This is a genomic window from Mesorhizobium sp. M0077, from assembly GCF_040322955.1.
Classification (GTDB): Bacteria; Pseudomonadota; Alphaproteobacteria; order Rhizobiales; family Rhizobiaceae; genus Mesorhizobium.
The window spans coordinates 39,295-52,079 of sequence record NZ_JAMYUL010000024.1; the positions used below are offsets into that span (position 1 = coordinate 39,295).

Below are 12,785 nucleotides of genomic sequence, written 5' to 3' on the forward strand. Positions count from 1 at the left end.
CCTGACAAAAATCCCGCGCCGTTCAAACCACGGCGCGGGATTTTTGCATGCGCGAATGACGGAAGGCGTCAGGGGGCGAAAATCGACCAGTTCATCATCCTGGCCAGTTTTTCCAAGGCGATCGACCCCAGCTTGGAATTGCCGTTGGCGTTCAAGCCCGGCGACCATACGGCGAGCGAAGCAACACCCGGCACGATCCCCAATATGCCACCGCCGACGCCGCTTTTGCCGGGAATGCCGACACGGAAGGCGAAATCGCCGGAACCGTCATAGTGGCCGCAGGTCAGCATCATGGCGCCGATGCGCCGCGCCCGCTCGGCAGACACCACGGAGTGCCCGGTTGCCGGGTTTCTGCCGCCATTGGCGAGGAAGCGGCCGGCCAGCGCCAATTGCCGGCAGCTCATGGCGATGGCGCAATGGTGGAAGTACACGCCCAGCGCCAGCTCCGGTGCATGGTTGAGATTGCCGAAGGATTTCATGTAGTTGGCAAGCGCGAAGTTGCGATAGCCGGTGGCGCGTTCGGAAGCCGCGACCTCGCGGTCGATGATGATGGTTTCGTCATCGGCAAGGAACTGGATGAAGCGCAGGATTTCGCCGATCGCCTCGCGCGGCTGGTGGCCGGCAAGCAGTATGTCGGACACGACGATGGCGCCGGCATTGATGAACGGATTGCGCGGAATGCCGTTCTCATGCTCGAGTTGCACGATCGAGTTGAACGGATTGCCCGACGGCTCGCGTCCGACACGCTGCCACAGCGCGTCGCCGACATTGCCGAGCGCCAACGTAAGCGTAAACACCTTGGAGATGGACTGGATCGAAAACGCCTGGTCGGCGTCGCCGGCGACCAGCACGCGGCCGTCATTGGTCACGGCGGCAATGCCGAATTTCTTCGGATCGACCTTGCCGAGCTGCGGAATGTAGGTGGCGACGTCACCGCGATCGGTGCGCTCGGCCATCTCGGCGGCGACATCGGCCAGCGCTTGTTCAAGATCCGGCATGCTCGTCCCCGCTATTTCACAGCCAGCGCTCGATGCGCGCCATCGCCTCGACCATGTCGTCATGGCTGCCGGCATAGGAAAAGCGCATCGTGCCCTGGCCCTGAAGTGGATCGAAATCGCGGCCGGGCGTCGCCGCCACATGCGCCTCGGCCAGCATCTTGCGCGCAAAGGCCATGCTGTCATTGGTATGCCGGGTAACATCGCAGAAAGCGTAGAAGGCGCCGTCCATCGGCGCCGCCAAGGGAAATCCGAGTTCCGGCAGGCGCCGCATCAACAGCTCGCGGTTCCAGGCGTAGCGCGCCTTTACCGCTTCCAGCTCTTGCGTCGCCTTGAAGGCTTCGATCGCCGCGATCTGCGACAGTTCCGGCGGCGAGATGTAGAGGCTCTGGGCGATGCGCTCGATCGGCCTCACCAGAGCTTCCGGCAGCACCATCCAGCCGATGCGCCATCCGGTCATGCAATAATATTTCGAGAAGGAATTGATCACCGTCACGCCTGAGCCATAGGCCAGCGCCGTGGTGTCGGGCGCCGCATAGGCCAGCCGGTGATAGATTTCGTCCGATATCACCGCGATGCCGAGTTCTTCGGCTGTCCTCACCAGTGCCGACAAGTCGTCGACGGGAATGACCGCACCTGTCGGATTGGCCGGGCTGGCGAACAACACGCCCTTCAGCGGTTTTTCCCGATGCGCCGCCTTCAAATGCTCGGCATGAAGATAGGCGTCGCTGCCGAGCTCGATCTCGACGATCTCGATGCCGAGCGCCGCCATAATGTTGCGGTAGGCGGGATAGCCGGGTGCTGCGATGGCGACGCGGTCGCCGGGATCGAACATCGCCAGGAAGGCCAGATTGAAGGCGGCCGACGATCCCGTGGTCACGGCGATCCGGTTCGGCGCGACATCGATCCCGTAATGATCGCCATAATGTCCGGCGATCGCCTTGCGCAGATCCGCCAGACCGAGCGTGTCGGTATAGCCGATGCGTCCGATCTTCAGCGCATTTGCGGCTGCTTCCCTCACGCCCACGGGCGCCGGATCGGATGGCTGGCCGACGGCCATGGACACGACAGGCACGCCCGTCGCCTTCAGCCGGTTGGCTTCGGTCAGAATGTCCATGGCGTGAAACGGCTCGACTTCACCGCGGCGCGACAGCGAAACTACCATTTGACCTCAATCTTTCCGTCCGGCCCGCCGCTCGAAGCCATCAACCGGCGGCAGCGCCGCACAAATGCCCGATTGATGTGAGGATCACAAGTTCGCCTAGTTTCGGTGCCGTGACTTTTCATCGTTCGCCCGCTCGTTTACCAGTGGACCTCATGCTGAGCCGACCCAAATCGACGATGTCCAAATCTTCCATCGGGAAGACAGCGCGCGGCTTCGCGACGCTTTTGCTTGCCGCCGCCGTCGCTGTCACCGGCTCGGTGACGGCCTTCGCGCAGGCGGTGCCGGTCGTGCGCGATGCCGAGATCGAGGCGCTGGTGCGCGACTATGCGCGGCCGATCTTCAAGGCGGCCGGTCTTGCCAATGACGTTGTCGATATCGTTCTGGTCAACGATCAGAGCTTCAACGCCTTCGTCACCGGGCGCCGGCTGTTCATCAACACCGGCGCGCTGATGCAGGCAGAAACGCCCAACGAGATCATCGGCGTCATCGCCCACGAGGCCGGCCACATCGCCGGCGGCCATCAGCAGAAATTGCGCGACCAGCTCGAGCGCGCCAAGACCATGGCCATCATCGCCACGCTGCTTGGCGCCGGCGCCATCGTTGCCGGCGCCACCACCAACAGCCGCGGCCTTGCCGGCGCCGGCATGGGTGTCGCCGCGGGCGGCGGCGAGATGGCGCAGCGCAGCATTCTTGCCTACCAGCGCACCGAAGAGTCGACCGCCGACCGCTCTGCCATCACCTATCTCAATGCCACCGGCCAGTCCGGCATGGGCATGCTGAAGACCTTCGCCCGCTTCCAGAGCGCGCTGTCGCTTTCCGGCACGCAGGTCGATCCCTACCGCATCAGCCACCCGATGCCGCAGGAGCGCATCGCCAATCTCGAAGTGCTGGTCAAGCAGAGCCCTAACGTCGACAAGGTCGATCCGCCGGCACTGCAGCAGCGGCACGACATGATGCGCATCAAGATCGCCGCCTATATGGGCGGCCAGGCCGCCGCCACGCGGCTGATCCGCAAGGCCCCAGGCAGCCTCGCCTCGCGCTATGGCGAAGCGCAGATGGCCTATCTCTACGGCAATCTGGGTGCAGCACTGACCAAGGCCAATGCATTGATCAAGGAACAGCCGAAGAACCCCTATTTCCAGGAAATGCGCGGCGACATCCTGATGAAGGCCAACAAGCCCAAGGACGCCGCGGACGCCTATGCCAAGGCGGTCAGCCTCGATCCGGTGAGGTCGGGCCTGTTGCCCGTTTCTCTCGGCCAGGCGCTGATGGCCATCGGCACGCCCGACTCGCTGAAGAAGGCGGTGGTGCAGATCAACAACGGTCTCGGGCGCGACAAGGAAAACACGGTCGGATACCGCTATCTCGCCCAGGCCTATGGCGAGCTTGGCAACATTCCGGCGGCGGAACTCGCCACCGCCGAGGGCCACTTTTATTCCGGCGATTACACGAATGCCAAAATTTTCGCCATGCGCGCGCAAAAAGACTTGAAGCGCGGCGAGCCCGGCTGGATTCGGGCGCAGGACATCATAAACTACAACCCTTCAGGCAAACTCAAGAAATGAACCTTCCGGTCGCCCGCTGCGACTAGGATAGACCGGAACCGGCAAGAGGATCAGACGATGAACAAGGCAATATTGCTCGGCACGACGGGAGTGGCGGCTGCTCTTGCCATGCTGGCGTTCGGGTTCGTCGCCGGCAATCCGCAGGTGGCCAAGGCCGGCACGGCGCAGACCGTGCAGACCGCCTCTGCCGACACCAAGATCGATCGCACTGAGGTCGAGGGCATTATCCGCGACTATCTCCTGAAGAACCCCGAAGTGCTGCTCGAAGTGCAGGAGGCGCTCGAGGCCAAGCAGAAGGAAGAGCAGCGCATAGCCAGCCTCGGCGTCATCGAGAAGGCCAAGTCCGAGATTTTCAACTCGACCTTCGACGGCGTCGTCGGCAATCCGAAGGGCAAGGTCACCATCGTCGAATTCTACGACTACAATTGCGGCTTCTGCAAACGCGCCATCGACGACATGCAGGCTCTGACAAAGGCCGATCCGGAGCTGCGCTTCGTGCTCAAGGAATTCCCGATCCTCGGGCCGGATTCGCAAAAGGCCAGCGTCGTCTCGATGGCTTTCCACCTGATGCATCCGGAGAAATACGGCGAGTTCCACAACGCCCTGCTCGGCGGCCAGGGCCGCGCCACCGAGGCGGCGGCCATCAAGGTTGCGCTGTCGCTAGGCGCCGATGAGGCGAAATTGCGCGAGAAGATGAAGGATCCGACGATCACCGAGGCTTTCTCCAAGACCTTCGACCTCGCCAACAAGCTGGCCATCACCGGAACGCCTTCCTACGTGGTCGGCAATGAGGTGGTGTTCGGGGCGCTCGGCCAGGAAGTGCTGGCTGAAAAGATCGAGGCGGCGAAAGCCGCACTCTGATCTTGCACGCGAGCCTATTTCTCACGGGCACATTTCCGCCTGTTGTGGACAGTGAAAGATCGCACTTGTGCTCTTTCCGCGGGCGGCTATGCCCATTATAGAAGGCCCTGCGCGCCGGCTTGAGGCCGGCGTCGGAAAAGGTCGGCATTTTTGAAAACGATTTTCGTCCTGAACGGCCCCAACCTGAACGCGCTCGGCAAGCGCGAGCCGGGCATCTATGGCGGCAAGACGCTTGCCGCGATCGCCGACGACTGCAAGCAGGCGGGCGCCGCGCTTGGCCTCGAGATTGATTTTCGCCAGTCGAACCATGAGGGCGACCTCGTCGACTGGATCCAGGAAGCCGGCGACAAGGCAGCCGGCATCGTCATCAATCCGGGTGCCTACAGCCACACCTCGATTGCCATTCACGACGCCATCCGCGCTGTCGCGCCGCTGCCCGTCGCCGAAGTTCACCTCTCCAACATCCACGCGCGGGAACCATTCCGCCACGTCTCCATGGTCGCGCCGGTCGCTGTCGGCATGATCTGCGGGTTCGGGCCGCTTGGCTACTCGCTGGCGCTGCAGGCGCTGGCGGCACGCCTATGACCGGCCCACAAACAGAAGGCTCGAAAATGTCGATAAAGAAGACCGGTGTTGACCAGCAACTGATCCGCGATCTTGCGGGCATACTGAACGACACCAATCTCACCGAGATCGAAGTCGAGCTCGGCGACCTGAAGGTGCGCGTATCGCGCCAGGCGCCGGCCGTCCACGCCATCGCCGCACCGCAGGCCGGTTATGCTCCGGCAGCGCAGCAGCCCGCGGCGGGCGCGGCTGGCGCACCAGCAGTGGCCGATCCGTCCAAGAACGCGGTCCCCTCGCCGATGGTCGGCACCGCTTATCTCGCGCCCTCGCCCGACGCCAAGGCCTTCATCGAAGTCGGCCAGAAGGTCAAGGAAGGCCAGACGCTGCTGATCATCGAGGCGATGAAGACGATGAACCAGATCCCTTCGCCGCGCGCCGGCACGGTAACGGCGATCCTGTTCGAGGACGGCCAGCCGGTCGAGTACGGCATGCCGCTCGTCGTGATCGAGTAGAGCGGGCCGGATGTTCCAGAAGATCCTCATCGCCAACCGCGGCGAAATCGCGCTTCGGGTGCTGCGCGCCTGCAAGGAACTCGGCATCCAGACCGTGGTCGTGCATTCGACCGCCGACGCTGACGCCATGCATGTCAGGCTCGCCGACGAAAGCGTGTGCATCGGTCCGCCGCCGTCGCGCGACAGCTATCTCAACATCCACCAGATCGTCGCAGCCTGCGAGATCACCGGCGCCGATGCCGTGCATCCGGGCTATGGCTTCCTGTCGGAAAACGCCAAGTTCGCCGACATTCTCGCCGCCCACAACATCACCTTCATCGGCCCGTCGGGCGACCACATCCGCATCATGGGCGACAAGATCGAGGCCAAGCGCACCGCAAAGCGGCTCGGCATTCCGGTTGTGCCGGGCTCCGACGGCGCCGTCACCGATCAAAAGGAAGCCAGGCGCATTGCCGCCGAGATCGGCTATCCCGTGATCATCAAGGCATCGGCAGGCGGTGGCGGGCGCGGTATGAAGGTCGCCCTTACCGAGGCTGACCTTGAGATCGCCTTGCAGACAGCGAGCACGGAAGCGGGAGCCGCCTTCGGCGACGATGCCGTCTACATCGAGAAATACTTGGAAAAGCCGCGCCACATCGAGGTGCAGGTATTCGGCGACGGCGCCGGCCGCGGCGTGCATTTCGGCGAGCGCGACTGTTCGCTGCAACGCCGCCACCAGAAAGTCTGGGAAGAGGCGCCCTCGCCGGCCCTTAACGCCGAGGAGCGCGCCCGCATCGGCAATATCTGTGCCAAGGCCATCGCCGACCTCGGCTACTCCGGCGCAGGCACCATCGAATTCCTGTACGAGAATGGCGAGTTCTACTTCATCGAGATGAACACGCGTCTGCAGGTTGAGCATCCGGTGACGGAAGCGATTACCGGCATCGATCTCGTCCACGAACAGATCCGCGTTGCCTCCGGCGGCGGGCTTTCGGTGCGCCAGGAGGACATCAAGTTCAACGGCCACGCCATAGAATGCCGCATCAATGCCGAGGACCCGCGCACCTTCACGCCTTCGCCCGGCACGATCACGCATTTCCACACGCCTGGCGGTCTGGGCATCCGCGTCGATTCCGGTGTCTATTCCGGCTACAAGATCCCGCCCTATTATGACAGCCTGATCGGCAAGCTGATCGTGCACGGCCGCAACCGCGTCGAATGCATGATGCGGCTGCGGCGGGCGCTCGACGAGTTCGTCGTCGACGGCATCAAGACGACACTGCCGCTGTTTCGCGACCTGGTCGGCAATGCCGATATCGCCAATGGCGACTACGACATCCACTGGCTGGAAAAGTATCTGGCCAAAGAGGAATAGCGCCCGAATTGCCGCTATGATGCCGCGATGACCCGCCCTTACGCACCCGGCTATCGCATTCCGACCGACCTGTTGCTCAAGGCCTATGCCTCGGGCGTCTTCCCGATGGCGGAGAGCGCTTCCGACCCGGAAGTGTTCTGGGTGCGGCCGGAGACGCGCGGCATCATCCCGCTCGACGGCTTCCACACGCCGAAGAGCCTGCGGAAGACGATCCGCAAGCACCCGTTCGACATCCGCTTCGATTTCGATTTCGAGGCGACGATCGACGGCTGCGCCGAAAAGCGCGAGGAGCGCCGCTCGACCTGGATCAACGCGCCGATCCGCGAAGCCTATATCGAGCTGCATCGTCTCGGGCACTGCCATTCGGTCGAGGCATGGCGCGAGGAACGACTGGTCGGCGGCCTCTATGGCGTCTCGCTCGGTCGCGTGTTCTTCGGCGAAAGCATGTTCGCCCGGGAAACCGACGCGTCCAAGACCTGCCTGTATCATCTGGTCGAGCGGCTGAAGGCGCGCGGCTTTGCCCTGCTCGACACGCAATTCACCACCGAGCATCTCAAACGCTTCGGCGCGGTCGACGTGCCGCGCGTCAAATACGAGAAGATGTTGGCCGAGGCGCTGAAGGGCGAAGCCGTTTTTTATCCCTGACCGGAGACCGAGCGGCCGAGCCGGCTCGACAGGTGAAAGGGTCAGCCCTTCGCGGTTTCCATCGGCGTCTGCGAATGGAACATCATCTTCCACCCGTTAACCCGATGAACATAGCCGGTGCTGACCAGCGCCGCGTAGGGCTCGCCGTTTTCTCGTGTCGCATGAGCCTCATAGGTCAGCATGATAATGTCGCTGCCGGGCTCGATGATACCCTTGAGGTCGATCCGAAGGTCGCGCCAGCGGTTGGGCTTGGTCGCGGTCTTGGCCAGATCGGCATTGTCCATTGCCTGTGCCATCTCAGGAAATGCCACCAGGCATTCTGTGTCGACATTGGCGGCGTAGTAAGCTTCGTCGCCCGTCCAGAACCCCTTTTCGAGTTCGAGCAGGTCGTCTTTGCTGGCCGTGATCCGTTTGCTGTCCGACATCAGAATATCCTCCAAGCGCATAAATGCGTCATCGTCCATGGCCCAACGCATAGTTGCCACCACGGTTCCGGAGGATCAGTTGGTGTTGGTCGCGTCAGGTTCCGTGGGGTCTGGCTGTTCGGCGGCCGGAGCAGCGGCGGGCTTTGGCTTGGACGTGTCGACCTTGGGCGTCTCGGCATTGGCCGCGTCGGGCGGCGGCACATCCGACTTCTGCTTGCAGCCCTTTAGCCAGACGTCATAGACGGCGTGCTCGACGGCGTTTAGGCCGGGGCTCTCGGCGAACATCCAGCCGGTGAAGATGCGGCGGATCTTGCGGTCGAGCGTGATCTCGTCGACTTCGACGAAGGAATCGGTCTTCGGCTCTTCATTCTCCGGCCGCGAATAGCAGATGCGCGGCGTCACCTGCAAAGCGCCGAACTGCACGGTTTCGTCGATGTAGACATCGAAGGTGATGATACGGCCGGTGATCTTGTCGATGCCGGCAAATTCGGCGACCGGATTGGTGATGCGATCGGAGATTGCGGGTGCTGCCGCAGGCGCCTGCGCCGCGGCAAACGCTGTCGAGAACATGGCGACAGCGGCAATTGCCGCCAGTCCGGCCATCGATGTCAGGCTGAAAATGTTCATGCGGAGATACCGGTGGTTTGGGCCTGGGTGATTCTGTCACGCCCAAGGCTATTCGCCGTTGTCATATCAGCAAGCAGCTAAACGCCAATTGTGGCGACAAAGGACCGGCCGGCGGTCAAGAACCAGGCGTCCACGCATCGTAGTCGCCCGTCACCTGCGGACGGTGCTGATTGGTGAGCACGGAACCCTTTGGGCGATAAGCCGCCGGTGTTCCCGTGAGGTTCGGCTCATGCGCCTTTTCCCATTCGCGCGGCCGATAGTCGTCGCTTGGCGGCGCCACATCGACGCGGTGATGCATCCAGCCGTGCCAGCCCGGAGGGATCGCCGACGCCTCCGAATGATTGGCGTAGATGACCCAGCGGCGGGTGCGGCCTTCCGAATCGACGCCGCCTTCGTAGTAGACGTTGCCGGCAGCGTCCTGGCCGACCTTGTTGCCGTGGCGCCAGGTGTGGAAACGGGTTCCCAGCGTCTGGCGGTTCCACCAGGTGAAAAACTGCAGAAGGAAAGTTTTCATTCAGATCCTCGCGGGGCGCACGGCGGTGCCTGCTTCCTGCTTATGGCGTCAGGACTCCGCGAAGGCAAGGGTTTTGCGGCGCCTGCGGCACTGACGGCATGCCCAAACGCTCAGTCATTGGCCGATCCATTTCGCACCTGCGAACCGACGCTTGCCAAGCCGGCTGCGTCTTCCTAAAGCTCTCATCGCCCGGCGCTGCCGCATGACCCCGAAAATCGAAATCGATTTTCGGAAAGGATCATGCGCAACCAAAGTGCTACAGCGTCCTTTGCGCATCCACGGGACGCGCGGCGCTGGTCAACGCCGGCTGCGGGAGGTGAGGAATGGCCTTAGCTGCCGCCAGGATCAGTGCGGAGACAATACGCGCCCGCAAGGGCGGCGTGCCGGTCGTATGCCTTGCCGCTTACACCTATCCCGTCGCCCGCCTGCTCGACGATCATGTCGACCTTCTGCTGGTCGGCGACAGCGTTGCCATGGTGCTGCATGGCCACAAGACCACGCTCGGCGCCTCGCTGGAGATGATGATCGCCCATGGCCAGGCCGTGATGCGCGGTTCGGCAAAGGCCTGCGTGGTGGTCGACATGCCGGCCGGCAGCTACGAGACTTCGGCCGCGCAAGCCCTTGCCTCGGCCCGCCGCATCTCTGAGGAAACCGGCTGCCAGGCGGTGAAGCTGGAAGGCGGCGTCGAAGTCGCCCTCCAGATCGCGGCAATCGTCGCGGCCGGCATTCCAGTGATGGGCCATATCGGCTTGCAGCCGCAATCGGTGGAAAAGGACGGTGGCTACAAGATCAAGGGCCGCACGCCGGAGAATGTGGCCGCGCTCATGCGCGACGCCGACGCGGTCGAGAAAGCCGGCGCGTTTTCGCTGGTCATCGAGGGCACGGTCGAGACCGTTGCCGCCGACCTCACCCGGCGCGTTGCCATTCCCACCATTGGCATCGGCGCCAGCCGCGATTGCGACGGCCAGATCCTGGTCATCGACGACATGGTCGGCCTGACGGTCGACCGGGTGCCGAAATTCGTCAAGGAATACGCCGATTTGCGCAGCGCGGTCGCCGATGCCGCGGCGCGCTACGCAGCGGAGGTGCGCAGCCGCACCTTCCCCGGGCCGGGCCACGTCTTTTCAGCCGCAAGCGACAAGGACAAGGCATGAACCGGCCCCCCATCAGCCAGCCGCTCGTCGTCGACACCGTGCCCGGCCTTCGCGCGCAGATCCGCGAATGGCGGCGCGAAGGCCTGAGCGTCGCCATGGTGCCGACCATGGGCGCTTTGCATGACGGCCATATCTCGCTGGTCGGGGCCGCGCTCGCAACGGCCGATCGCTGCGTCGTCTCGATCTTCGTCAACCCGGCCCAGTTCGCCCCCACTGAAGATCTCGACAAGTATCCGCGGCAGCTGGCCCGCGATCTCGACCGGCTGACCGAGGCCGGCGCACAGCTTGCCTTCACGCCTACGGTTTCCGAGATGTATCCGGCAGGCTTTGCCACAAAAATTTCGGTCGGCGGCCCGTCTTCTGGCCTGGAATCGGATTTCAGGCCGACCTTCTTCGAGGGCGTCGCCACGGTCGTGGCCAAGCTCTTTCTGCAAGCCCTGCCCAACTACGCCATCTTCGGCGAAAAAGACTACCAGCAGCTTTGCGTCGTCCGAAAGCTCTGCCGCGATCTCGATTTGCCGGTGGACATCGTCGGCGCGCCAACCGTGCGCGATGCGCATGGCCTGGCAATGTCGTCGCGCAACGCCTATCTCGACGCCGCCGAGCTCGACGTCGCGCGACAGCTCAATGTCATCTTGCGCCAGACGGCGGCAGCGCTCGCGGCCGGTGCCGATGAAAACGGCGTTACCGGTAAAGCCACTGCCGCGCTTCTCGAGGCAGGCTTCGACAGCGTCGACTACGTCGCCGCACGCGAGAGCCTGACGCTCACCTCGTGGCGGCGTGACGGCGATGGCCGCCTGCTTGCCGCAGCGTGGCTTGGCAGAACCAGGTTGATCGACAATGTGGAAGTTTCCTCATTTATTCCCTGAAAAAATTCCAATTCCGTTCACTTTGATTTGTATCGCAGACCGGCCCGAGCGCTCTTAGACAACGGCTCATCAGGCACGTTCTGGCCAGCCCGTAAGCGCTCACAATACACCGAACGCCGCTGTGAGACGTTTCACAGACTTAACCAAGCCGGCTATGTTGTGTGCGACCCCACGCAGAGACAGTGTGTTACCTGCCACTACGCTGCAATCCTTACGAGGCTCTACGTGTCTGTCCAAGCCAACGTATTCGGTCGCGCCCTGCCGCAGATCGTCGAAGCGATTTACGATTCGATTGCCGATGTCGGCCGTTGGCCATCGACGCTCGAATCAATCTGCAAATTGGCGCTCGGCCGGCTTGCCATGCTGGCGGTCGTCGATACGGCGAGAAACTCGGCCCGGTTTTCGACTTCCTGCGGCGATCCGGTCCTGCTTGAGCCGCTGCAGCGCGACTACGCCTGCGAGGTGCCCTTCTTCAAGGCGGTGCCGAAGATGGAAATCGACATGCCGTTCACCGTCGATAGCGTCTACGCCCTGCAAGGCCCCGACGCCCGCCAGAACTGGCTCGAAAGCCGCATCGTGCGCGAGTGGGTGGAACCCAACCGTCTCGACGATTTCTTCTGGGTAGCGCTGATGAAGCAGCCGCGCGCACCGGCACGCTGATGGTGGTTACCGACAAGGACAGGCCCCAGATTTCAGCCAGGGATATCGACCTGATGTCCAGGCTGGCCCCCCATGTCCGGCGTGCGGTGACCATCGGCGACCTGTTCGAGGCCGAGCGGCGCAAGGCCGACATCTTTCGCTCGATCCTTGAGAGCCTCGACCATCCAGTGCTGATCGTCGCCGACGATATGCAGATCATTTTCGCCAATCCGGCAGCCGAAGCCCTGCTCACCGAAACCGCCTCAGTGTCCTCGGTGCGCGGCCAGCTGTCCTTCGCTTATGCCAACGCCAACACCGCCATCGGTCGCGCCGTCCAGCTCGGCACGCGCGACGAATTCGCGCTCGGACCGTCCGGCATCAACATTCCGCTGGTGAAGGCCATGTCTCCGGCGGTGGCGCATGTCATGCCTCTGGCGCGACGCGACATTTCGGCCCGCATATCGCCGCGCGCCGCCGCGGCCATTTTCATTGCCGCCGCCGGCGCCGCATCAGTGCCGGCGCTGGAAGCGATCGCTGCGCTGTTCGGACTGGCCGCAGCGGAAAAGCGTGTCGCCGGCCATGTCGCCGCCGGGCTGACACGGCGTGAAATCGCGGCTGCCAGCGGCGTCTCGGACGGCACCGTCAAATCACAGCTGGCAACCATCTTCGACAAGACCGCCACCGGCGACCAGCGAGAGCTGGAACTCCTGATGCGCGAATTGACGCCGCCGCTGCGCTCGGCCTGAAGCCATACTCGGAGCCAATCGTCAAATCTTTCAACTATTTGCCGGTACGCAGGCGTAATCCACAATACCAAGCCGGCATCGTTGCAATTCGGCCAAAATCATGGTGCGGTTCTGCTCCGGTCCGGAGACGGTGCATCGTGCACGACCGGA

15 protein-coding genes are annotated in these 12,785 nt (G+C 63.2%); 10 read left to right on the forward strand and 5 right to left on the reverse strand.

The annotated features are described in order from the left end of the window. Positions 1–68: 68 nt before the first annotated feature. The gene (locus NKJ57_RS29110) at positions 69–998 is read right to left on the reverse strand and encodes a glutaminase (protein WP_023667481.1); all 930 of its coding nucleotides are present in this window, start codon (positions 996–998) and stop codon (positions 69–71) included. Positions 999–1,014: 16 nt separating this feature from the next. Then, positions 1,015–2,160 carry a pyridoxal phosphate-dependent aminotransferase gene (locus NKJ57_RS29115; RefSeq protein ID WP_352513680.1) on the reverse strand — a complete coding sequence of 382 codons (1,146 nt, stop codon included), beginning with the start codon at positions 2,158–2,160 and terminating at the stop codon, positions 1,015–1,017. Between the two features lie 152 nt (positions 2,161–2,312). On the opposite strand from NKJ57_RS29115, the gene NKJ57_RS29120 reads away from it, so the two are divergent. From NKJ57_RS29120 to aat, 6 genes are all read left to right on the forward strand, one after another. Then, complete coding sequence (locus NKJ57_RS29120) at positions 2,313–3,725, forward strand: M48 family metalloprotease (RefSeq protein WP_352513679.1); 1,413 nt, start codon at positions 2,313–2,315, stop codon at positions 3,723–3,725. Between the two features lie 57 nt (positions 3,726–3,782). Continuing rightward, positions 3,783–4,586, forward strand: coding sequence for a DsbA family protein (locus NKJ57_RS29125; protein ID WP_352513678.1), 804 nt, complete (start codon positions 3,783–3,785; stop codon positions 4,584–4,586). Positions 4,587–4,736: 150 nt separating this feature from the next. Then, positions 4,737–5,171, forward strand: coding sequence for a type II 3-dehydroquinate dehydratase (gene aroQ, locus NKJ57_RS29130; protein WP_023667485.1), 435 nt, complete (start codon positions 4,737–4,739; stop codon positions 5,169–5,171). A 26-nt stretch (positions 5,172–5,197) separates the two neighbouring features. Next, on the forward strand, positions 5,198–5,662 hold the full coding sequence (accB, locus tag NKJ57_RS29135; RefSeq protein ID WP_352513677.1) for an acetyl-CoA carboxylase biotin carboxyl carrier protein: 465 nt from the start codon (positions 5,198–5,200) through the stop codon (positions 5,660–5,662). 10 nt (positions 5,663–5,672) lie between these two features. Further along, complete coding sequence (gene accC, locus NKJ57_RS29140; protein ID WP_023681497.1) at positions 5,673–7,016, forward strand: acetyl-CoA carboxylase biotin carboxylase subunit; 1,344 nt, start codon at positions 5,673–5,675, stop codon at positions 7,014–7,016. A 27-nt stretch (positions 7,017–7,043) separates the two neighbouring features. Beyond that, positions 7,044–7,661, forward strand: coding sequence for a leucyl/phenylalanyl-tRNA--protein transferase (aat, locus tag NKJ57_RS29145; protein WP_023710574.1), 618 nt, complete (start codon positions 7,044–7,046; stop codon positions 7,659–7,661). Between the two features lie 41 nt (positions 7,662–7,702). Here aat and NKJ57_RS29150 read toward each other — a convergent pair whose 3' ends face one another. The 3 genes from NKJ57_RS29150 to NKJ57_RS29160 all read right to left on the reverse strand — a co-directional run bounded on the left by NKJ57_RS29150 (position 7,703) and on the right by NKJ57_RS29160 (position 9,227). Continuing rightward, entirely contained in the window at positions 7,703–8,086 is a 384-nt protein-coding gene (locus tag NKJ57_RS29150) for a hypothetical protein (RefSeq protein ID WP_352513693.1), read from the reverse strand. A gap of 75 nt (positions 8,087–8,161) precedes the next feature. Then, positions 8,162–8,713 carry a DUF2155 domain-containing protein gene (locus NKJ57_RS29155; RefSeq protein ID WP_352513676.1) on the reverse strand — a complete coding sequence of 184 codons (552 nt, stop codon included), beginning with the start codon at positions 8,711–8,713 and terminating at the stop codon, positions 8,162–8,164. A 115-nt stretch (positions 8,714–8,828) separates the two neighbouring features. Next, complete coding sequence (locus NKJ57_RS29160) at positions 8,829–9,227, reverse strand: NADH:ubiquinone oxidoreductase subunit NDUFA12 (protein WP_352513675.1); 399 nt, start codon at positions 9,225–9,227, stop codon at positions 8,829–8,831. 323 nt (positions 9,228–9,550) lie between these two features. On the opposite strand from NKJ57_RS29160, the gene panB reads away from it, so the two are divergent. From panB to NKJ57_RS29180, 4 genes are all read left to right on the forward strand, one after another. Continuing rightward, the gene (gene panB / locus NKJ57_RS29165) at positions 9,551–10,381 is read left to right on the forward strand and encodes a 3-methyl-2-oxobutanoate hydroxymethyltransferase (RefSeq protein ID WP_352513674.1); all 831 of its coding nucleotides are present in this window, start codon (positions 9,551–9,553) and stop codon (positions 10,379–10,381) included. Between the two features lie 11 nt (positions 10,382–10,392). Beyond that, on the forward strand, positions 10,393–11,250 hold the full coding sequence (gene panC / locus NKJ57_RS29170; protein WP_352513692.1) for a pantoate--beta-alanine ligase: 858 nt from the start codon (positions 10,393–10,395) through the stop codon (positions 11,248–11,250). A 225-nt stretch (positions 11,251–11,475) separates the two neighbouring features. Beyond that, entirely contained in the window at positions 11,476–11,910 is a 435-nt protein-coding gene (locus NKJ57_RS29175; RefSeq protein WP_352513673.1) for a hypothetical protein, read from the forward strand. Next, positions 11,910–12,635, forward strand: a complete 726-nt coding sequence (locus NKJ57_RS29180; RefSeq protein ID WP_352513672.1) for a helix-turn-helix transcriptional regulator — start codon at positions 11,910–11,912, stop codon at positions 12,633–12,635. The genes NKJ57_RS29175 and NKJ57_RS29180 overlap by 1 nt, the downstream gene beginning before the upstream one ends. Positions 12,636–12,785 lie beyond the last annotated feature (150 nt).

What these genes read in the sequence shown, in the direction of transcription:
- NKJ57_RS29110 (WP_023667481.1), bottom strand. Translation starts at nt 998, where the DNA reads ATGCCGGATCTTGAACAAGCGCTGGCCGATGTCGCCGCCGAGATGGCC.
- accB (WP_352513677.1), top strand. Translation starts at nt 5,198, where the DNA reads ATGTCGATAAAGAAGACCGGTGTTGACCAGCAACTGATCCGCGATCTT.
- panB (WP_352513674.1), top strand. Translation starts at nt 9,551, where the DNA reads ATGGCCTTAGCTGCCGCCAGGATCAGTGCGGAGACAATACGCGCCCGC.
- NKJ57_RS29120 (WP_352513679.1), top strand. Translation starts at nt 2,313, where the DNA reads ATGCTGAGCCGACCCAAATCGACGATGTCCAAATCTTCCATCGGGAAG.
- NKJ57_RS29155 (WP_352513676.1), bottom strand. Translation starts at nt 8,713, where the DNA reads ATGAACATTTTCAGCCTGACATCGATGGCCGGACTGGCGGCAATTGCC.
- aat (WP_023710574.1), top strand. Translation starts at nt 7,044, where the DNA reads ATGACCCGCCCTTACGCACCCGGCTATCGCATTCCGACCGACCTGTTG.
- NKJ57_RS29115 (WP_352513680.1), bottom strand. Translation starts at nt 2,160, where the DNA reads ATGGTAGTTTCGCTGTCGCGCCGCGGTGAAGTCGAGCCGTTTCACGCC.
- NKJ57_RS29150 (WP_352513693.1), bottom strand. Translation starts at nt 8,086, where the DNA reads ATGTCGGACAGCAAACGGATCACGGCCAGCAAAGACGACCTGCTCGAA.
- NKJ57_RS29180 (WP_352513672.1), top strand. Translation starts at nt 11,910, where the DNA reads ATGGTGGTTACCGACAAGGACAGGCCCCAGATTTCAGCCAGGGATATC.
- accC (WP_023681497.1), top strand. Translation starts at nt 5,673, where the DNA reads ATGTTCCAGAAGATCCTCATCGCCAACCGCGGCGAAATCGCGCTTCGG.
- NKJ57_RS29160 (WP_352513675.1), bottom strand. Translation starts at nt 9,227, where the DNA reads ATGAAAACTTTCCTTCTGCAGTTTTTCACCTGGTGGAACCGCCAGACG.
- NKJ57_RS29125 (WP_352513678.1), top strand. Translation starts at nt 3,783, where the DNA reads ATGAACAAGGCAATATTGCTCGGCACGACGGGAGTGGCGGCTGCTCTT.